Annotated in this window: 19 protein-coding genes; 8 read left to right on the top strand and 11 right to left on the bottom strand. The window is 69.5% G+C overall.

Annotated elements, in window-relative coordinates:
* Positions 1 to 29 precede the first annotated feature (29 nt).
* The 3 genes from ACZ6TV_RS02365 to ACZ6TV_RS02355 form a co-directional block, all read right to left on the bottom strand.
* Positions 30 to 197 carry a hypothetical protein gene (locus ACZ6TV_RS02365; protein ID WP_354779491.1) on the bottom strand — a complete coding sequence of 56 codons (168 nt, stop codon included), beginning with the start codon at positions 195 to 197 and terminating at the stop codon, positions 30 to 32.
* Between the two features lie 96 nt (positions 198 to 293).
* The gene (locus tag ACZ6TV_RS02360) at positions 294 to 917 is read right to left on the bottom strand and encodes a hypothetical protein (protein WP_465294453.1); all 624 of its coding nucleotides are present in this window, start codon (positions 915 to 917) and stop codon (positions 294 to 296) included.
* A gap of 76 nt (positions 918 to 993) precedes the next feature.
* Positions 994 to 2,151 (bottom strand): NHL repeat-containing protein, encoded by a 1,158-nt coding sequence (locus ACZ6TV_RS02355; protein WP_465294451.1) that lies wholly within the window; start codon positions 2,149 to 2,151, stop codon positions 994 to 996.
* A gap of 141 nt (positions 2,152 to 2,292) precedes the next feature.
* Here ACZ6TV_RS02355 and ACZ6TV_RS02350 point away from each other — a divergent pair, with 141 nt between their 5' ends.
* The 3 genes from ACZ6TV_RS02350 (at position 2,293) to ACZ6TV_RS02340 (ending at position 4,829) form a co-directional block, all read left to right on the top strand.
* Complete coding sequence (locus ACZ6TV_RS02350; protein WP_465294449.1) at positions 2,293 to 3,273, top strand: prephenate dehydrogenase/arogenate dehydrogenase family protein; 981 nt, start codon at positions 2,293 to 2,295, stop codon at positions 3,271 to 3,273.
* A gap of 479 nt (positions 3,274 to 3,752) precedes the next feature.
* The gene (locus tag ACZ6TV_RS02345) at positions 3,753 to 4,232 is read left to right on the top strand and encodes a DUF6232 family protein (RefSeq protein WP_465294447.1); all 480 of its coding nucleotides are present in this window, start codon (positions 3,753 to 3,755) and stop codon (positions 4,230 to 4,232) included.
* 381 nt (positions 4,233 to 4,613) lie between these two features.
* Positions 4,614 to 4,829, top strand: a complete 216-nt coding sequence (locus ACZ6TV_RS02340; protein ID WP_465294445.1) for a DUF397 domain-containing protein — start codon at positions 4,614 to 4,616, stop codon at positions 4,827 to 4,829.
* A gap of 32 nt (positions 4,830 to 4,861) precedes the next feature.
* Here ACZ6TV_RS02340 and ACZ6TV_RS02335 read toward each other — a convergent pair whose 3' ends face one another.
* The 5 genes from ACZ6TV_RS02335 to mtnA all read right to left on the bottom strand — a co-directional run bounded on the left by ACZ6TV_RS02335 (position 4,862) and on the right by mtnA (position 8,564).
* Positions 4,862 to 5,062 (bottom strand): DUF397 domain-containing protein, encoded by a 201-nt coding sequence (locus tag ACZ6TV_RS02335; protein ID WP_465294443.1) that lies wholly within the window; start codon positions 5,060 to 5,062, stop codon positions 4,862 to 4,864.
* Between the two features lie 522 nt (positions 5,063 to 5,584).
* Positions 5,585 to 5,788: a DUF397 domain-containing protein gene (locus tag ACZ6TV_RS02330; protein ID WP_465294441.1), complete on the bottom strand. Its 204-nt coding sequence runs from the start codon at positions 5,786 to 5,788 to the stop codon at positions 5,585 to 5,587.
* Positions 5,789 to 5,850: 62 nt separating this feature from the next.
* Positions 5,851 to 6,774 (bottom strand): helix-turn-helix domain-containing protein, encoded by a 924-nt coding sequence (locus tag ACZ6TV_RS02325; protein ID WP_465294439.1) that lies wholly within the window; start codon positions 6,772 to 6,774, stop codon positions 5,851 to 5,853.
* 294 nt (positions 6,775 to 7,068) lie between these two features.
* The gene (locus ACZ6TV_RS02320; protein WP_465294437.1) at positions 7,069 to 7,341 is read right to left on the bottom strand and encodes a DUF6232 family protein; all 273 of its coding nucleotides are present in this window, start codon (positions 7,339 to 7,341) and stop codon (positions 7,069 to 7,071) included.
* Positions 7,342 to 7,610: 269 nt separating this feature from the next.
* On the bottom strand, positions 7,611 to 8,564 hold the full coding sequence (mtnA, locus tag ACZ6TV_RS02315) for an S-methyl-5-thioribose-1-phosphate isomerase (protein ID WP_465294435.1): 954 nt from the start codon (positions 8,562 to 8,564) through the stop codon (positions 7,611 to 7,613).
* 70 nt (positions 8,565 to 8,634) lie between these two features.
* On the opposite strand from mtnA, the gene ACZ6TV_RS02310 reads away from it, so the two are divergent.
* Together ACZ6TV_RS02310 and ACZ6TV_RS02305 are read left to right on the top strand one after the other, a co-directional pair.
* Positions 8,635 to 9,087, top strand: a complete 453-nt coding sequence (locus ACZ6TV_RS02310) for a hypothetical protein (protein ID WP_465294433.1) — start codon at positions 8,635 to 8,637, stop codon at positions 9,085 to 9,087.
* A 3-nt stretch (positions 9,088 to 9,090) separates the two neighbouring features.
* Positions 9,091 to 10,125 carry a PHP domain-containing protein gene (locus tag ACZ6TV_RS02305; RefSeq protein WP_465294431.1) on the top strand — a complete coding sequence of 345 codons (1,035 nt, stop codon included), beginning with the start codon at positions 9,091 to 9,093 and terminating at the stop codon, positions 10,123 to 10,125.
* On the opposite strand, the gene ACZ6TV_RS02300 is transcribed toward ACZ6TV_RS02305, so the two are convergent.
* The gene (locus ACZ6TV_RS02300) at positions 10,021 to 11,013 is read right to left on the bottom strand and encodes a DMT family transporter (RefSeq protein ID WP_465294429.1); all 993 of its coding nucleotides are present in this window, start codon (positions 11,011 to 11,013) and stop codon (positions 10,021 to 10,023) included. The genes ACZ6TV_RS02305 and ACZ6TV_RS02300 overlap by 105 nt on opposite strands.
* Before the next feature lie 133 nt (positions 11,014 to 11,146).
* On the opposite strand from ACZ6TV_RS02300, the gene ACZ6TV_RS02295 reads away from it, so the two are divergent.
* Both ACZ6TV_RS02295 and ACZ6TV_RS02290 read left to right on the top strand, forming a co-directional pair.
* Positions 11,147 to 12,820, top strand: a complete 1,674-nt coding sequence (locus ACZ6TV_RS02295; protein WP_465294427.1) for a DUF885 domain-containing protein — start codon at positions 11,147 to 11,149, stop codon at positions 12,818 to 12,820.
* Positions 12,821 to 12,824: 4 nt separating this feature from the next.
* Entirely contained in the window at positions 12,825 to 13,886 is a 1,062-nt protein-coding gene (locus ACZ6TV_RS02290) for a CaiB/BaiF CoA transferase family protein (protein WP_465294425.1), read from the top strand.
* On the opposite strand, the gene ACZ6TV_RS02285 is transcribed toward ACZ6TV_RS02290, so the two are convergent.
* Both ACZ6TV_RS02285 and ACZ6TV_RS02280 read right to left on the bottom strand, forming a co-directional pair.
* Positions 13,883 to 15,412 carry a DUF6114 domain-containing protein gene (locus tag ACZ6TV_RS02285; RefSeq protein ID WP_465294423.1) on the bottom strand — a complete coding sequence of 510 codons (1,530 nt, stop codon included), beginning with the start codon at positions 15,410 to 15,412 and terminating at the stop codon, positions 13,883 to 13,885. The genes ACZ6TV_RS02290 and ACZ6TV_RS02285 overlap by 4 nt on opposite strands.
* Before the next feature lie 79 nt (positions 15,413 to 15,491).
* Entirely contained in the window at positions 15,492 to 16,136 is a 645-nt protein-coding gene (locus ACZ6TV_RS02280; protein WP_465294421.1) for a DUF6230 family protein, read from the bottom strand.
* A 624-nt stretch (positions 16,137 to 16,760) separates the two neighbouring features.
* On the opposite strand from ACZ6TV_RS02280, the gene ACZ6TV_RS02275 reads away from it, so the two are divergent.
* Positions 16,761 to 19,601: a PQQ-dependent sugar dehydrogenase gene (locus ACZ6TV_RS02275; RefSeq protein WP_465294419.1), complete on the top strand. Its 2,841-nt coding sequence runs from the start codon at positions 16,761 to 16,763 to the stop codon at positions 19,599 to 19,601.
* The last annotated feature ends 112 nt before the right edge of the window (positions 19,602 to 19,713 follow it).

Below are 19,713 nucleotides of genomic sequence, written 5' to 3'. Positions count from 1 at the left end.
ATTCGAGCAGAACGACGGTTGGCGCAGGGCTAGTCGGCGAGTCGTCGGCGAGTCGCGATGAGCTCGCGGAGCCGGTCGGCGCGGAGGCGGCGCGGATGGAGCCGCTCGCGAAGCGCTTTCGCGTCCGCGAGCTCGACCAGCAGCGCGAGCCGCCGACGACGCCGCTCGGGATCGAGCCGCTGCAGCCTCAAAGCCATGTTGCTGAGAGTGATACTCGCCGCAATCCACGTCAAGACCACGCGGCAAAGTCCTTATGCCAGCTACCGAACGTGACCGTTCACTGCGGAAAAGTCCTACCAGAGCAGCCAGTCGCCGCCGGCCAGCCGGTAGGCCACGACGATCCCGGCGATCGCGACGGCGATGCCGCTGGAGAGCGCGACACCCACCGCGACACCGCGGTCGCCGAACCTCGCAAGGATGAACGACGCGACCCAGGCGAGGACCCCGGCGATGATGGTGAGCCAGATATACCCGCGGGCGCCCGTGGCGAGCAGCCCGAACAGCAGCATCCAGGCGGCTCCCGCGGCGGCGCCGGCGGTGACCATCTGGCTGCGCACCGGCAGCGGCTCACGGTAGACGGGCCGTGGCGGGCCCTGCGTGACCACGAACGGCGGCGGCCGCATGACGCCCTGCCAGGCACCGTACGACGCGGCTGGGGTGAGCGGACGGGTGGCGGACAGCCGTGGCGGCGGTCCGATGACGGGCGGCCCGTTGGCACCGGGCCAGGTGGGTCGTCCGGCATTGACCAGAGCGCCGTTGAGCGGAGCGCCGCCGGCCGGGACGCCGCTGGAGGGTGCCATTCCCGCCGCGCCGTTCGGCGGCGGTGGGACGGGATGCGCGGTGCTGGGCAACGCCGGTGCCGGTCCCGCTGGGCGCGAAGCGTCCGGCGAGCTCCACGGCGACTCGTTCACTGCCACGAAAAAGGAGCTTAGCCCGGCCGCCCCACAGGGACGACCGGGCTGCGCCACGCGACCTACCGAAGGAAACGAAGGGCTAGCTGAACAACGCGATCCGCTTCTGGGTCACCCCGCCGATGGTGGTGAACTCACCACCGGCGACCACCTGATCGCGCGACTGGTGGGCGGCCATGGCGCGCACCCCGGCGACGCCGTTGCCCTGCGGCGCCCAGTCGAGGAGCTTGCCGCGCTCGTCGACGGCGGCCAGCTTGATCCGCGACACCGACCCGTCGGTGCAGGCGCCCTGCGAGCCGTTGTTGTTGGTCGTGCACGCCTTGTCGTAGTGGCCGCCGACGTAGGCGACGCCGTCGAGCACCGCGACCGCCTGGACGTCACCGTCGAAGACCCGGGTCCACTTGACCTTGCCGGAGGTGGTGTAGGCGACCGCACGTCCGCCCTGCCCACCCATGCCGATGTAGATCCCGTCGGGGCCGACCGCGACCGCCAGCACGATGGCGGCCGGCCGCGGCAGGAAGTTCTTGTCGAGCTTGCCGTCGACCGAGTCGACCGCGGTGAGCCGCAACGTGTTGCTGACCCCGTTGGTCTTGTGGAAGGAGCCGCCGAGGTACACCCGGCTCTCCGTCACGGCGAGCGCCTCCACCTTGTCGTCGGTGGTCGGTGCCCACCCCGTGTCCAGTTCGCCCGTCGCGAGGGTGAATGCCGCGAGGTTGGCCCGTTTCGCGCTGTCGATCGTGCTGAATTTGCCGCCGACGTACAGCCTCCCGCTGCCGACCCCGAGGGTCACCGGGGTGCCGGACACCGCGTGACTGAATGCACCGACGGCACCGGTGGTCGCGTCGATGGCCGCGAGCGAGTCCCGCTTGAGCCCGGCAATCTTCGAAAAGTCACCAGCCGCATACACAGAGTTACCGTCGACCGCCAGGGCGCGCACCGTGTTGTCGGCCGCCGGGGCCCAGTCGAGCAGGGCACCGGTGCGCGTGTTGATCGCCGCGAGCCGGCTCCGCGCGATGCTCTTGCCATTGACGATGGCCTTGCTGAACGATCCACCGACGTAGACGGTCCCGCCGTCGGATGAGTAGGCCACGGACCAGACGGTGCCGTCGAACGACGGTGACATGAGCGGCGTCTTCTCGACGACCGCGGCACCCGCCTGGGCACCGCCGAAGAGCCCGTACACCGCCGTGGCAGTCGCCGCGACGAGCGCGGTTCTCACTATTTGCCGGAAAAGTCGCATGCAAACACGCTAACTGGTTGTAACCGCTCAAACAGGATCGAATCGGCACGCTTAAGGCGTTCGGCGGCCGTCCCGAGCCGAACGGGTGATCGGGTGGTGTGCGAGAGTTCCGCAGTGCGTGATGCGACGTTGAACGTGGCGGTGATCGGACTCGGACTGATCGGCGGATCGGTCCTACGTGCGCTCGCGGCGCGCGGGCATCATGCCAGCGGCTACGACGCCGACCCCGCCACCAGGGCGACCGCCCGCACCGCCGCCGCCCAGGCGCCCGCCAACGCCCGCTGGCACGTCACGGCCACCGTCGCCGACGCGGTCCGCGACGCCGATCTCGCCGTCGTCGCCGTCCCGCTACCGGCCGTCGGCGGGGTCTTCGACGAGCTGGCCTCCCTGGCGTACGTCGGCGTCGTCACCGACGTGACCTCCGTCAAGGGACCCGTCCGGGACCTCGCGCTCGACCGGCTCCGCACCGGCGGGCAGGCCCTCGCCACGTTCATCGGCGGCCACCCGATGGCGGGCCGCGAGACGTCCGGCTTCACGGCCGCCGACCCGCGCCTCTTCGACGGCTGCGCCTGGGTGCTGTGCCTCGAGGAGGACGGCGCCGGGCTGCGCGACTGGATCGAGCTCGCGGCGCTCATCACCGGCCTCGGCGCGCGGGTCGTCCCGGCCACCGCCGAGGAGCACGACCAGGCGGTCGCCACCATCTCGCACGTACCGCACCTCGTCGCCGCCGCGGTCGCCGCGCGCATCACGACCGACCCCCTGGCCGGGACGCTCGGCGCCGGCTCGTTCCGCGACGGCACCAGGGTCGCCGCCGCCCGCCCCGAGCTGACCGCGGCCATGTGCGGCGGCAACGCCGAGGCGGTCCTCGACGCGCTGGACGCGGTCCTCGCGGACCTCGCCGCCGCGCGCGCCGCGCTGGACGGCGCGGACCCGATCACGACGCTGGTGCCGTGGCTGACGCCCGGCCACACGGCCCGGCAGGCGTGGCCCCCCACGCCGGGCGAGACCGCCGACCTGCCCGCCCGGGCCGACGTCCTGCTGCGGCTCGGACGGGTCGGCGGCTGGGTCGAGTCGGTCGCGGACGACGGCAAGACCGTCCGGGCCGTCCGGCCCGCGCTTTAAGGCGTGGTTGGTCGGTGGGGTCGGAGCGAGGCGAGGTCCAGGCGTCGGCTGGGGCCGCGCCGGGCGCGCCTGGATACCGGTGTTGTATCCAGGTGTGACCGGCGTGGTTCCAGGCGGCGTCTGGGCCCGCCGCAGCCCGGCATTCACTGACCAACCACGCCTTGACCTCGCCCGTCCGGGGTCGCCCGCGCGGCGGCCCCTTGTCACCGTCCGTGCCCAGCTGGTTGCGGGACAGCCACCCGTTGTACGTCAATCTGCGATATGGCAGGTTGAAGTCTGGCGATCTGTGAGACACCTCATCCATACTGTTGTTGCGGATGGACGGCCAGAGTCTCAACCGCTCAGGCATCCGGTGGGGGCCGGATGTGGATCGACAACCGACTCTGACTGCGACGAGCTTCGCTCGCGGATGGGGACCCGCTAGAAGCATTTCGCAGCACGGACGACCGCGATGACTTGCCCGACATGGAGGGGGAGCAATGTCAACGACGGTGTACTACCGAAGTACCGACCTGATGATCACTGAGGAGATCTTCGCCTTGTGGTCGCCGGAGCCCCAGGTCTACGTGCTGGACGAGGTGCAGGGGGTGCACGTCGTCCGCGGTTCGATCCACCCGGCCCGGATCGTTCTCATGGTGCTCGGCGTGCTGGCCGTGGCCGGCGTGCTGGTCGCCTGGCCGATGATCGACTCGGCGGGCGAGTTCTTCTTCGCGTTCGCCGCGATCGTCGCGCCGCCGATCGCCGGCTCCACGGCACGCGCGCTCACACCCCGCACGCTGCACCTGGTGGGCCACCACCTGGGCGTGCGGGTCACATTGTTCACCTCCTCGGACATGCTGGTGTTCGGCCAGGTCAAACGAGCGCTCATGCGCGCGTTCGAGGCCCGTTCGCAAAGCATGGACCGGCGCGACCTGGCCGGCTATGACGAGGCGTTCCGGAGGCTCAACCAGGTCCTCTAGCGACCTGAAGACAGTTGTGGGGGGGGGGGGGGGGGGGTGTGGGGGGGGGGGAGGGGGGGGGGTTTTCCCCGGGGTGGACAGGGAAGGGGAAGTGCCAGATGGGAAAAGGGATGGGGTCGGGGGGAAAGGGGGGGGGGGGGGGAGTTGGGCGGGGGGGGGGGGGGTGTCCGGGGGTTCAACCCCTTTCCTCGGGGGACTGAGGGCGGTTTTTTCCGTTGCGGGTTTCCCTCCCCCGGCCCCCACAACTGTTGCCTTTTCACCCCGGTATGCACATGAATGAGGCATTCACATATGCCAAAGTGTCCGGATCGAGAAAATCGATGTGGCACCATCGAGGTCCGTCCGTATTCTGGATGCCAGGTCCAAGGTGAGGAGGGCCCCATGGTGGACGGCCAGCACGAGTTGATCTGGCGGAGGAGCCAAGCCTGCGCGACGAATGCGTGCGTCGAAGTGGCGCGCATTGAAGCCGGCGTCCTCGTGCGTGACTCGAAGAACCCCGATGGACAGCGACTGGCCTTCGGGCCCGACGAGTGGTCCGCGTTCATTGCGGCGCTCCGCCGGACGGGGTTCGGTTCCTACTCGGCTGAGCGCGACTGAGGGGTCGTCGCGCTCAACCGGACTGCGCTATGTCAGAGCTGCTGCATTCCGCCACCCGCGACTTCACTGATGAACGCGGCCCAGTCCGCACGGCGGAATTCGAGGAATGGTCCCGCGGCAACCTTCGAATCGCGCACGAAGGTTGTTTCGGGGCCATCGGCCACCTCGACACACGCGCCGTTCAGGCACGCAGTGCTCCTGCGCCACATAAGTGGCGCCTGTGCATCTTGCATTTTCTGGATCCTCCTTACGGAGATTGCGCGCCTCGACTAAGGCGCGTTTTTCCCGCGAATTCTCTTCTTCGTGGGAAGTTCTGATCCTGCGATCCGCCCGGCACGCCTCGTGAGCGTCGCCGGGTCGTTCTCGCGGTACATCACCGCGCAGGCCCCGTCGCCGCAGGGCAGGGCGATGTCGAGGCCGCCGATGCCGGGAGGGTGGACGGAGCGCCTGTCATCGCGACGATCGAGTATCGAGGCGGGCCGCACGCTCGTCGGCTGCCGTGCTGAACGGCTCCACGCCGACATGAGCCGTCGCTTCTTCGCCCCACGAGCTGATCCTGAGTGAAACCCCGAGCCGTTCGCGCATCTCGGATCGCGCGGGCGAACGGTGCGGCGGGCTACGGCCGGGGTCTCACTCCAGGTCATGTCGTTCAGTCCTTCCGGGGGATCGGAAACCTTGAACGGGGGAACCACGGGCTGAGTGCAAGGGCGAATGGCTGACCATCTTTACACTCAGCCCTGACGTCGTCTTTTACTTCAGCGCGGCTCCAGTGAACCGGTCCTCAGACCGGAGATGAACCCGGCCCAGGCAGCGCGATCGAAACTCAGCACGGCCGAGTCCATCGGGCTCTTCGAGTCGCGAACGAAGAACTCGTTCGCCTGCTCGGCAACTTCAACGCATGCGTTGCTGGCGCACGCCTTGCTCTTGCGCCAGACGAGCGGCGCTGCGGAATGTGGCACTTCGTTCCTTCCAGATACTTGCCAGGACACAGAAAGGGCACACCCCGGGACCGGGATGTGCCCTATTCCTCCGGGTGAACTCCCGTCGGCCTATTGGAACCCAGCAGCTCGCCGATGCGAGTTGCGATCATCTCGTTCGAGGTGCTCTCGTCGAACGAGGCGTGCCACATCTTGTTCCACTGCCTGAGGTGCCTGGTGAGCGCGGCTTCGTCGTCGATGATCTCGTCCTTGGTCGAGTTCTCGCGGTAGAGCACTGCATGCTCAAGATCCTCTGCACCCAGGTAGAAGATTTCCCAGTTGCTGCTGCCCGCCGGGGGCAGTGTGAACGGCGCGATCCGCGCGATGACCCAGCCCTCTTTGATGGCGCCGAGCAACTCGGTGAGCTGCCGGCCCAGCAGGCCCGGGTTGCCGAGGGTCCGCAGCAGCACCGACTCGTCCAGCAGGACCTCGGCCTCGGGGCGGACACGGCGCTGCGCGATCGCCTGCCGGCGCAGCGCCCGGGTCTCCACCCGGACCGCGATCTCGGAGGGAGTGAGCTCGTCCTCGTAGGCGGTGAGAACGCCGCGGGCGTACTCCTCGGTCTGCAGGAAGCCGGGGAAGAAGCCATTGCAGAAGATTCGCATCGAGGTGGCCTCGACCTCGAAGCTGAACCATTGTTTCATCGCGGGCGTGACAAGCCCTGCGAAGCGGGTCTGGTCCCACCATTGGCGGCGCTGCTTGGACGCCTTCGCGGCCTGGACGAGGCCTTCGACCTTTGCCTTGTCCTTTACGCCCAGATAGGCGAGCAGGGGCCTCAGGTCATTCTGTGAGATGGTGACCTCGCCGCTTTCGATGCGCATGACCTTCGAAAGCGACCATTCCATTTCCTCGGCGACATGGCCTTGAGTGAGCCCACGAGCCAACCGCGCGTCACGGATCGCCAGGCGAACCGTGCGCCGGGCCACGGCGGGAGTGTCACCCGATGCCATGACGTCCAGCCCCTCCATGGGACATATCACCACCGGCGACGTTGCAGGTGGTGAGCCATTTTCCGAGCCTACGCGCGAACCCCCGGTAGAGGGCGGGTAACGCCAAAAGCTGCCGCCTGCAATGCTTTGAGCCGTGCCCCGGGTTGTGGGGAGGGCACGGCACTGCTACCGGGCGAGTGGATTGTCGCCCACGGGATGGTAACGAGCTGATACGCGGCCGGGTGCGATATTGCAAGTTGCATTTTTGCATCATATTGATGAACTGCAAGGCAACCGCGCGCGAGGAAACTCTCGCGCGCGGTCGTTTGGAGCCTAACTACGTGCGGCTTTGGACTGCTCAAGGGCGCGGATGAGCGCTCGGCGGACCTGTCCAAAGGTCCTTGGGTCCGTCGTGATGAAAAGTCGGACATCACTGCTCAGGTAGCGCGCCCTGATCTCCAGCCGCGGCCGGATCGGTGCCGACCCGTGCCGGACGATGTAGGCGTCCTTGAGTTCGGTGATCCGGAAGTTGACCGGTCTCGGCCGGAGAACCACAAAATGGTCGGTAGTGACCATGATGTCCGGACTCCGATAGAAGGTGCGCATCTCCTTTCCCCTCTCGGTCTTGCGGAGGGGTGCAGGATGCGCAAGGATTGCTGTGGGTATCACCGCTGACCCTCCGCGTAGTTCGTAGAGGTGGAAGCGATCACAAACAGCACCCGGTGGCCGCCGGGTGCTGTTGTGTTTCAACGCCTCCAGAGCCGGTTGGCCAACCACATCGTCCCATGCGGTGTCACCACGCGCCAGGCCGCCATCAGCTATATAGCAGATTGCGCGTGAAGCGCCGGCGAACTTGCCAAGAACCCGGACACGGGTCAGGGGTGCCAGACGCGGGTGTCGGTGACGATGGCGGTCACCAGGGACGCCGGGGTCACGTCGAAGGCGGGGTTCACCGCGGCGGTGCCGGCGGGGGCCGAGGAGCCGACGACCTCGTCCGGGCCGCGGTCCTCGATCTCCACCTCGGCACCGGTGGGGGTGGACAGGTCGACGGTGGACTCGGGGGCCACGCAGATGAAGGGGATGCCGGCCGCGCGGGCGCCGAGGGCGTGGGAGAAGCTGCCGACCTTGTTGACCACGTCGCCGTTGGCGCAGATGCGGTCGGCGCCGAGGATGACCGCGTCGACCTCGCCGCGGGCCATGAGGAACGGGCCGGCGGAGTCGACGGCCAGGCGGTGCGGGATGCCGGCGCGGGCGAGCTCCCAGGTGGTGAGGCGGGCGCCCTGCAGCAGGGGGCGGGTCTCGCTGGCCACGACGCTCGCGAGGGTGCCGCGGCGGTGCAGCTCGAAGGCGACCGCGAGCGCGGTGCCGCCGACGACGGTGGCCAGGGCGCCGGTGTTGCAGTGGGTCAGCAGGCGGGCCGAGGGGCCACACAGCGACGTGACCAGGTCGGCGCCGAGGCGGGCCATTTCGGTGGAGGAGTGGATCTCCTCGTCGCGCACCCGGAGCGCCTCGGCCAGGACGGCGTCGGGCGACGGCAGGTGGGCGGCGGCGCGGCGGGCGCCGCGGGCGAGGTTGACGGCCGTCGGGCGGGCGTGCTCGACCCGGTGCACCAGGTCGAGGACGACCGCCTGGTCCGACGACGACGCGGCGGCCAGGGCGACGCCCATGGCGCCGGCCACGCCGAGGGCCGGGGCGCCCCGCACGGCCAGCCGCTGGATGGCGTCGACCAGTTCGTCGACAGTGGACAGACGGAGCCAGACCACGTCGGACGGCAGGCGGGTCTGGTCGACGATCACGACGGCGCCGTCGACCCAGTCGATGGTTCGCATGTCAACTCCCAATGGTCAGGATTTTCGGAAACCGCCTACAGGAAACGTTGACGGGCGTACATTCGCGGTTATGAGCACCGGATTGGCGCTCGCGACGGTTCTGGGGCTGATGTTGGCCGGGCCGGTCGCGTTGATGAGAATTCCGACCCACCTGCAGCTGACGGTCACCGACACGACTCTGGTCATCGAGCCACAGGGATTTGACCACTGGTGGGCGGGGACGGGAAGGGTCGAGGTCCCGGTCGCTGAGATCGCCTCGATCCGGATCGTGCCGAGGTCGGAGGCGCCGGCTGTCAGGAAGAGCCTGCGGCCGGGCGCGCTGCACGTCGACGGGGTGATCACCGCCGGAGTCCACGGGGGCACGTTCTGGGACGTCCGCGGCGGCGACCAGCTGCTGATGATCACCTGCCGGCCGCAGGCGCGGTACAAGGCGCTGGTGCTGCAGTTCGCGAACCCGTTCGCGACGCTGACCCGGACCCGGACGGTGGTCGCGCACACGGCGACGCGGAGCACTACCTTTTAGGGCATGAGGGATCCGCTCGCCGATCTGCGGCGCATCGCGTTCCTGCTGGAGCGGGCCGGCGAGAAGACCTACCGGGTCCGCGCGTTCCGCGGCGCGGCGGCGACCCTGGCGAAGCTGCCGGAGGGCGAGCTGGCAGACCGGGCGCACAAGGGCACGCTGGGCGAGCTGAAGGGCGTCGGCGAGGTCACCGCGCGCTGCGTGGTGGAGTCGCTCGCCGGTGAGGAGCCGGTCTACCTGCGCCGGCTGGAGTCGACCGCCGGCCAGGACCTCGACGAGGCGACCGCCGCGATGCTCGCGGCGCTGCGCGGCGACTGTCACACGCACTCGGAGTGGTCCGACGGCGGGTCGCCGATCGACGAGATGGCGCTCGCCGCGGCTGCCATCGGGCACGAATACATGGTGCTCACCGACCACTCGCCGCGGCTGACCGTGGCGAGGGGGCTGTCCGCGGAGCGGCTCACCGAGCAGCTCGACGTCGTCGCCGACCTCAACGCGGGCTTCGAGGGCCTGGGCATGTCCTTCCGGATCCTGACGGGCATCGAGGTCGACATCCTCGCCGACGGCTCCCTCGACCAGACCGACGAGCTGCTGGGGCGCCTCGACGTGGTGGTCGGGTCGGTGCACAGCAACCTGAAGGACGAGCCGGAGGTGATGACCCGGCGGATGGTCACCGCCCTGGCGAACCCGCATCTGGACATTCTCGGGCATTGCACGGGGCGCCTTATCACGGGCGGGCGTGGCACACGGCCAGAAAGCCGCTTCGATCCGGAGCGGGTGTTCGCGGCGGCGGTCGAGCACGACAAGGCGATCGAGATCAACTCGAGGCCGGAGCGGCTCGACCCGCCGAAGCGGCTGCTGCGGATCGCGCTCGAGCAGGGCTGCCGCTTCTCGATCGACACCGACGCGCACGCTCCCGGGCAGCTCGACTGGCTGTCAAACGGTTGCGCGCGCGCCGTCGCCTGCGGTGTCCCGCTCGACCGGATCGTCAACACGCTTCCGGCCGCCGAGCTGAGAAGCTGGGCGGAATCGCACAAATAGCCCCTGGGAGATGCCGACGCCGCACAGGACGATGATGCCGCCCACCGGCTGGTTCCAGGTCAGGTGCTCGTGCAGCACGACGACACCCGCGACCGCGCCGACGAACGGCGGCAGGTAGGTCACCATCGAGCCGGTCGTGATGCCGGCGGTGCGCACCACGTGGTTGTTCAGGGCGAAGGCGATGCCGGTGCCGAAGACTCCGAGCGCGACGACGGCCAGGTAGACCCGCGGCGAGTGGGACAGCGGCGACGGCGGCGCGCCGGCGATCAGCGGCGCCGCGATCAGCAGGTGCAGCGTCGACATGGTCAGCTGGCCGACGGACAGCTGCAGCGGCGACAGCTCGAAGTTCTTCATGAGCCAGCGGGTGTAGTTGAAGGCGATGCCGTAACAGGTGACCGCGCCGAGGAGCATGAGCTGCCCGGCGAGACTGCTGCCGCCCACCCCGTTCCAGACGCCGAGGACGACCAGTACACCGGCGAAACCGGCGAGCAGGCCGGCGATCTGGCGGCGCGACGGGCGCTCCGACCGCATCGCGACCAGGGTCACGACGAGTGTGGTGAGCGGGGCGGTGCCGTTCCAGATACCGGCGAGCACCGACGGGACCCGTTGCTCGGCGTAGCCGAAGAGCGTGAAGGGCACCGACGTGGCGACGAACGCGTAGACGAAGAGGTGGATCCACAGCCGCATCCCGCGCGGCGGCCGCAGCCCGCGGGCGAACAGGAAGATCAGCAGCGTGAGCGCGCCGAGGACGATCCGGTAGCCGGCGACGTAGACCGGCTCGAGCTCGACCAACGCGTCCTTGATGAACATGAAGCTGGTGCCCCAGATGAACGCCACGGCCAGAAAGGCCGGGAGCCAGCGGGACGCGTCAGGAGCGGGGGACGTCATGGGCCTTACTCTGCGCCCTCCGGACGCCGGTAGTCGCGCGGTTTTCGGACGTCTGGACCCAGGTCAGTCCACGGTTTACGAATTGGCCTGCACACGGGCGACAGCGCATCACAAAGTCCCGTAGGGTCGGCCCGTGGGATCTATCGATGACATCGCCAACAGCTATGTCGAGCAGTGGGCGCCCCTCGACCCGATCGGGGCGACCTTCGTCGGAGTGGCTGGGTATGACGACAAGTTGACCGACCTCTCGCCCGACGGCTTCGCCGCCCTCGCCGACCTCGACCGGCGCACCCTCGCCGCGCTCGCCGCGCAGACGCCGGGCAGCGAGACCGAGCGGGTGGCCAAGGAGGCCATGCAGGAGCGCCTAGGGCTCGCCCTGGAGCGGTTCGAGGCCGGCGACATCACCAGCGACGTCAACGTGATCTCCAGCCCGTTGCACGGGGTCCGGAGCTCGTTCGACCTCATGCCCACCGAGGGCGAGGAGGCCGCGTCCAACATCAACGACCGCCTCGGCGCCGTGCCGGCCGCGCTGGCGCAGTGGCAGCGCTCGCTGCTGCACGCCGCGCAGCAGGGGCACGTCGCGCCGGCCAGGCAGATCATCGAGGTCGCCAAGCAGTGCGACGTCTGGGCCGACCCCGAGGGCGACAACTTCTACCCGGACCTCGCCGAGAAGGTCGGCGAGGGGCTGGGTGACACCCTCAGGCACGAGCTGGCGCGCAAGGCGGAGGCGGCCCGCGCCGCGACGGTCGCGCACGCCGAGTTCCTGCGCCGCGAGCTGGCGCCGCTGGGCAGGGAGAAGGAGGCCGCCGGGCGCGAGCGCTACCAGCTCGCCTCCCGCTACTTCCTGGGCGCCACCGTCGACCTCGACGAGGCCTACGCGTGGGGCTTCGAGGAGCTCGCCCGCCTGGAGAGCGAGATGCGCGCCGTCGCGGACAAGATCGTGCCCGGTGGCACGATCGACGACGCGGTCGCCGCGCTCGACGCCGACCCGGCCCGCACGATCCGCGGCAAGGAGGCGTTCCGCGACTGGATGCAGTCGCTCGCCGAGGCGACCGTGCAGGAGCTCAACGGGCGGCACTTCGACATCCCCGAGCAGGTGCAGCAGATCGAGTGCATGCTGGCGCCGACGTCCGACGGCGGCATCTACTACACCGGGCCGAGCGAGGACTTCTCCCGCCCCGGCCGCATGTGGTGGGCGGTGCCGCAGGGCGTCGAGGACTTCTCCACCTGGCGCGAGGTCACCACGGTCTACCACGAGGGCGTCCCCGGCCATCACCTGCAGATCGGCCAGACGTATGTGCGGGCGGAGCTGCTCAACCGCTGGCGCCGGATCCTGGCCTGGTCCAGCGGCCACGGCGAGGGCTGGGCGCTCTACGCGGAGCGGCTGATGGACGAGCTGGGCTACCTCGCCGACCCGGGCGACAAGCTCGGCATGCTCGACGGGCAGGCGTTCCGCGCCGTCCGCGTGATCATCGACATCGGCATGCACCTGGAGCTCGAGATCCCCCGCGACAACCCGTTCGGCTTCGCGCCGGGCGAGCGGTGGACGCCGGAGCTGGGCTGGGAGTTCCTGCGCGCGCACTGCCGGGTCGAGGAGAAGAGCCTCCGCTTCGAGCTCAACCGCTACCTCGGCTGGCCCGGTCAGGCCCCGGCCTACAAGCTCGGCGAGCGTGCCTGGCTGGGCGCCCGCGACGACGCCCGGGCCCGCAAGGGCGCCGAGTTCGACCTCAAGGCCTTCCACCGCGACGCGCTCAACCTCGGCTCGCTGGGCCTGGACCCGCTGCGCGCCGCGCTCGCCCGCCTGTAAGAGCATGGGAGCGCTCGACGGGATCCTCGTCGCGGACTTCTCCAGAGTCCTCGCCGGGCCGATCGCCACGATGACGCTCGGCGACCTCGGCGCCGACGTCGTCAAGGTGGAGCGGCCCGGCGCGGGCGACGACACCCGTTCCTGGGGGCCGCCGTTCGCCGCCGACGGCCGCTCCACCTATTTCCTGTCGGTCAACCGCAACAAGCGCGGCCTGCGGCTCGACCTCGGCACCGCCGACGGGCAGCGCGAGGCGCTCCGGTTGGCTCAGGCGGCGGATGTACTGGTGGAGAACTTCGCCCCCGGCACGATGGAGCGCTTCGGCCTGGGCTACGGGCAGATCGACAACCCCCGGCTCATCTATGCCAGCGTCACCGGCTTCGGCCGGCAGCACCACTCCCCCGGCTACGACTTCCTCGTGCAGGCGGTCGGCGGTCTCATGTCCATCACCGGCGACCCGGACGGCGCGCCCACGAAGGTCGGCGTCGCGCTCGTCGACGTCCTGGCGGGCCAGCAGTTGACCGCCGGCGTCCTGGCGGCGCTCTACGCCCGGGAGCGCACCGGCCGCGGCCAGCGGGTGGAGGTGGACCTGCTCAGCAGCCTGCTCGCCGGGCTGGTCAACCAGGCCTCGGCCCACCTCAACGCCGGCGTGGCACCGCGGCGGATGGGCAACCGGCATCCGAGCATCGCGCCGTACGAGACGCTCCGGGCGAGCGACGGTGACTTCGCGGTGGCGGTGGGCAACGACCGCCAGTTCGCCGGGCTCAGCGCGGCGCTGGGGCTGGCCGGGGACGACCGCTTCGCCACGAACGCCGGCCGGGTCGCGCACCGCGAGGCGCTCCTCGAAGCGATCGAGGCGGTGACGGTGCGGAGGCCACGGGCGCACTGGATCGAGGCGCTCACCGGGGCGGGCGTGCCGTGCGGGCCGGTGAACACCGTGGCGGAGGGGTTCGCGCTGGCGGAGCGGCTGGGGCTCGAGCCGGTGGTGGAAGTCGACGGTGCCAGGTCCGTGGCGTCCCCGATCAGGCTGTCGGAGACGCCGGTGACCTATCGACTTCCACCCCCTTAGGAGGCGTACGCGATGCTCAGCCCGGGCGCCCGAAGGACGTTGGACTGCACGTAGACGAGCTCGATGTTGCAGTTGGTGTAGTACCCCGGCAGCGGGATCGGCGGGGGCGGGAACGACGGGGTGAAGGTCAGCGGCAGGATGCCCAGCACGTTCGCGGAGAACTTCGACGTGTAGAACTTCACGTTGCCCTCGACGGTCAGCTTGCTGCTCTTCGTCAGCAGCAGCTTCGGCGCGCCGGGGGTCCGCAGCTCGAACGGGGTCGACACCGAGTTCTTCATGCTGAACGCCAGCACCTTGACCTTGCTGCCGTCCTTCTTCGTCAGCTCCGCCACCCCGTCGTAGACGAGGCTGTCCATGGTCATCTGGTCGGCGATGAGGATGGACGGCGCGGCCGCCACGAACGGCTGCCCGGCGGCGATCTGGGCCTTCTTGTCGTTCGGCGTGGCCGAGGCGCTCGGGCACGCCGCCTTGGAAGGCGTCTTCGCCGTGCCTGGCACCGGCGCCGAGGGGCCGGTGGTGGGCGCGAGCGCCGCCGGCGGCGCGGAAGTGGCCGACGCCGAGGGGACCGGGTCGGCCTTCTTGCCGCCGCCGAAGAGGTCACCGAGCCAGTCGAGCAGGCCCGGCTTGTCCTCCTCGGTCTTCGCCGGCGACGGGCTGGGGCTCGGCGCCGCGGACGTCGCCGCTCCGCTCGGCGCCGGCTGGCTGCCGGTCTTCGCCGGGGCGGAAGGGCTGGCGCAGGTGGTCGGCGCCGCGAACGCCGGGGTGGACCCGTTGGTCGCGCCGAACACCGAGGCGCCCGCGACGGTGCCGGTGAGCAGGAGCGCGAACAGCGGTACGCCGAGCCCACGCCGCCTGGGCAGGCCGTCGTCGCCGTTCGGCGGGCGCTGGTCGTCCGCGCTGCCCGCGCCGCCGTAGGAGGGGGTGTCGTGCAACGGGCTGCGCTGCGACATCGGCAGTGAGTCCGTCAGCACCCCTGAGGAGTGCCGGGGCGGCGGCGCCTGCTCGGTGGTGGGCTCGTCGTACGAGCCGTACGAGTCGGTGGACTTGCGCAGCGACGGCCGCTCGTAGTCCGGCGCGGTGTCCTCGGCGAGCAGGTCGTCCAGCTCGGCCCGCTCATACGCGGCGGTCCCGGTGTCCTCGTCTTCTTCCGAGGACGAGGACGGGGACTCGGCTCCCGGCGACCAGGAGGCGGCCAGGCCACCGCCGACGACGCCGAAGACCATGCCGAGGAAGAAGCCGCCCAGGTTGAGCCCGATGATCGAGTACAGCGCGGTGAGCGTGCCCAGAATCCCGTAGAAGAGCCGCTGCGCCGGCGACAGCCAGGTCAGCACGCCGCAGAGCAGCAGCATCGCGGGGATCACGTAGGACAGGAAGCCCGTCGGTCCGAAGTGGACCTCCAGGGCGAGCTGCAGGTTGGCGCTGAGGAACAGTTCCAGTCCCGACAGGATCAGGAACAACCCACCCCAGAAGGGGCGCGCGTCGCGCCATCGTCCGAAGCCGCCGGTGCGGCGATCGACGTGGGTCACGGAATCCTCCAGCTGACGGAGCGAGCGGGACATACAACTGGGCCCGCGGTGCTTGACGCCGCGGGCCCAGGCGGTAGGACTAGAAGCACTCGAACGGAGTGCCACCGGTGGAGAGGCTCAGGTCGAGACCGGTCAGCTTGAAGGTGCCGGCCGTGGTGGACCAGGCGACCTGCTTGAGGTTGGTGATGACCACGCTGTCCGCCTGCTGGGCGAAGCTGCCCTGCAGGCCCTTGGCGTTGGCGCCGCCCTTGGTCAGGTCGGACGCGTCGATGCCGATCTGGATGTTCTCGAACGTGGCGTCACCCTTGAGCGACGTCAGGTCGATCAGCAGGTCGGTCGCCTCGGCGGGGGCACCCGCGGCCTGGCCGGCGTGGATCACCATGCTGACGGGCAGCCCGGGGACCTTGACCGACTGGCACAGGTTGTAGAGCTTCGCCGACTTGATGCCGGAGACGGCCACGAAGTGGTTCTTCGGGTCGGCCGGGTTGGCGGGGTTGCCGCCCTTCTCCGTGGCGAGGCCGCCGTACTGGACGAAGCCGGTGCCCTCGAGCTTGTCGGCGGAGACCTTGAACTGCTGGCCGGAGACGCTGAACGACGCGGCGATCGCGCCGGTCGCCTGGCCGAAGACGATGGCGCCGGCGATGAAGGTGGCGGGCACGACGACGGTAGCGAAACGCTTCCATCGCGTGCGGCCCTTCAGCGCGCTGCCCTGAGCTACGGACACGTGAAGCTCCTCTTGGGTCGCGGGGTGCGTGCGGTGCGGCGCTCCTGTCACGACGGGCGCTCGCACCGGTGGTGGTGTCTCGACGCCCCTTGCCGGCCCTGCGTCCGCAGGGGGTGGAACCGGGGAGTGGGGCGTGCGGACGATGTTGCCGCTTGCGTCGTGCGCGGACAAGGCCCGTAGTTACTCGCCGGTAACGGCTCACGTCGAGAATTCTTACGCTCCGTGGTCGGTTACCGGAGCGTTTCCGGGAGGTGTCCGCGCTTCAAAGCCCGCAAAGGCGGACAAACGCCGGCTGTGACGGTTACCACATGTGAGCAATCTTGCAAAAGGTCACGGTTCTATAACGACAAACCCCAGAGGTTCTCAATATGCACATCGACTGCCATGAGTTTTCCGTACAACACCTCAAATGCCGCGTTTCGAAAAACTCGGCATTGCCGTTTTGCCTGCGCGGTGGTTAGTTAGCTCTGATAACTAACACGGTGGCCGCCATCCACCGCCACAGTTGTCTTCGCCCGCGCGCGCGAAGGGTCGGCGCCCCACCGCGAGCGGGTCACAGGAAGCGCGATCGGCGCGCGTCTTGCCTGGCTGGAACCCCCATCAGCCCAGGAAGGACACCCCGCAATGGCACCATCCCCTGGCCGGTGGAGAAGGCTGTTCACCACAGCCACGCTCGCCGCCGGCAGCTCCGTCGTGGCCGCGATCGTCCACGCGCCCGCGGCCTCCGCCATCCCTCTGCCCGCCTCCGACTACCAGCACGTCCAGCTCGCCCTCGGCAGCGCCGAGCTCGGCGAGCCGATGTCCCTCGCGGTCATGCCGGACCGCACGGTGATCCACACCGCGCGTGACGGCACAGTCCGGGTCACCGACGCGGCCGGCAACACCAAGCAGGCCGCCAAGCTGTCGGTCTACACCCACGACGAGGAAGGCCTGCAGGGCGTCGCCGTCGACCCCGGCTTCGCCTCCAACCGCTGGGTCTGGCTGTACTACTCGCCGACGCTGTCCACCCCGGCCGGCGACGCGCCGAAGACGGGCACCGCGGCGGACTTCGCGCCGTGGGCGGGGCACCTCAACCTCTCCCGCTTCACCATGAAGGCCGACAACACGCTGGACATGGCCAGCGAGAAGATCGTCATGACCGTCAACAACGACCGTGGCCAGTGCTGCCACGTCGGCGGTGACATCGACTTCGACGCGGCCGGCAACCTGTACCTGACCACGGGCGACGACACCAACCCGTTCGAGTCCGGCTCGTACGCGCCGATCGACGAGGTGACCAACCGCAACCCGCAGTTCGACGCGCAGCGCTCCTCGGCCAACACCAACGACCTGCGCGGCAAGGTCCTGCGGATCAAGCCCAACACCGACGGCACGTACGCCATCCCGTCGGGCAACCTGTTCGCCCCGGGCACCGCGAAGACCCGTCCCGAGATCTACGCGATGGGCCTGCGCAACCCGTTCCGGATGAGCGTGGACAAGCCGACCGGCATCGTCTACCTCGGCGACTACGGCCCCGACGCGGGCGCGGCGGACCCGAACCGCGGCCCCGGCGGCCAGGTCGAGTTCAACCGGATCACCGGCCCCGGCAACTATGGCTGGCCGTACTGCACCGGCACGAACACCACGGCCGAGACCTACAACGAGTGGAACTTCGCCACCAACACCACCGGCCCCAAGTACAACTGCACCGGCGGGCCGACGAACAACTCGTTCCGCAACACCGGTCTGACCACGCTGCCCGCCGCCAAGGCGAGCTGGATCCGCTACGGCTTCGACTCGACCCCGCCGGAGTTCGGCGGCGGCTCCGAGTCGCCGATGGGCGGGCCGGTGTACCGCTACAACGCCGGTCTCAACTCGGCCGTGAAGTTCCCGCAGACCCTCGACGGCCAGTTCTTCGCCGGCGAGTACGGCCGCCGCTGGATCAAGCCGATCAAGGTCAACGCCGACGGCTCCCCCGGCGAGATCTCCACGTTCCCGTGGGCCGGCACCCAGGTCATGGACATGGCGTTCGGCCCGGACGGCGCGCTGTACGTGCTGGACTACGGCACCGGCAGCGGCAACCAGGCGCTGTACCGGGTGGAGTACATCGGCGGCGGCAACCGCGCCCCGACGGCGAAGATCACCGCGTCGGTGACCTCCGGCCCCGCCCCGCTGACCGTGAACTTCTCCTCGTCCGGCAGCTCGGACCCGGAGGGCGGCGCGCTCAGCTACGCCTGGGACTTCGACGGCAACGGCACCACCGACTCGACGGCCGCGAACCCCACGTACACCTACACCACCAACGGCACGAAGACCCCGACGCTCACCGTGAAGGACCCGACGAACCTCACCGGTTCGGCGAGCACGGTGATCACGGTGGGCAACACCGCGCCGCAGGTGAGCGTGTCGATCCCGGCGCAGGGCCAGCTGTTCAACTTCGGTGACACGGTGCCCTTCACGATCAACGTGACCGACCCCGAGGACGGCACGATCAACTGCTCGCGGGTGTCGATGACCTACTCGCTGGGCCACGACAGCCACGCCCACCAGATCACCTCGAAGACCGGCTGCACCGGCTCGATCACGGTGCCGGTGGACGGCGAGCACGACGCGTCGGCGAACATCTACGGCGTCTTCGACGCGGCGTACACCGACAACGGCGGGCTGACCACGCACGTGATCCGCACGCTGCAGCCGAAGCACCGCCAGGGTGAGCACTACGGCACCCAGTCGGGCGTGCAGATCGCCCCGCACGCGGCGGCCGAGGGTGGCAACACCGCCGGCTTCATCGAGAACGGCGACTGGATCGCCTACACGCCGTACCTGCTGAACAACGCCACCCAGTTCACCGCCCGGGTCTCCTCGGCGGGCTCCGGCGGCACGATCGAGGTCCGGGCCGGCTCGCCGACCGGCACCCTGCTCGGCACCGCCACGGTCGCGCCGACCGGCGGCTGGGAGACGTTCGCCAACGTGACGGCCAACCTGGTCGCCGGCCCGGCGAGCGCCACCACGCTGTACCTGGTGTTCAAGGGCGGCACGGGCTACCTGTTCGACGTGGACGCGTTCACGTTCACCACCGGGACCACCTCCACCGGCCCGACGGTGAGCCTGCGGTCGCTGACGAACAACCAGTACGTGACGGCGGCGAACGCGACCACGGCCCTCATCGCCAACTCGGCGACGATCGGCACCGCGCAGCAGTTCGAGCTCGTCGACCTCGGCGGTGGCAAGGTGGCGCTGAAGTCCAAGGCGACCGGTCAGTTCGTCTGCGCCGAGAACGGCGGCGCCAACCCGCTGCTCGCCAACCGCCCCACGGCCGGGTCGTGGGAGACCTTCAACCTGATCCGCAACGCCGACGGCAGCGAGAGCCTGCAGGCGACGGTGAACAGCAAGTACGTCGTGGCGGAGAACAACGGCGCCGGCTCGCTCATCGCGAACCGCGACGCGATCGGGCCCTGGGAGAAGTTCGAACTCATCGGCGCTTGATGTTGGAAAATGTGCGGTCCAAACCCGCGCTTGTGCGGGATATTGATGAGTGACTCTTGACACTCTTCGTTGGATCGTGAGGTTATGTGTTGGTCCGTGGGGACGCCTTCAA

It is taken from the genome of Dactylosporangium sp. NPDC051087, assembly GCF_055586325.1.
Note: the sequence above shows the minus strand (reverse complement) of the source record. Positions and strands in the feature narration are given on the sequence as shown.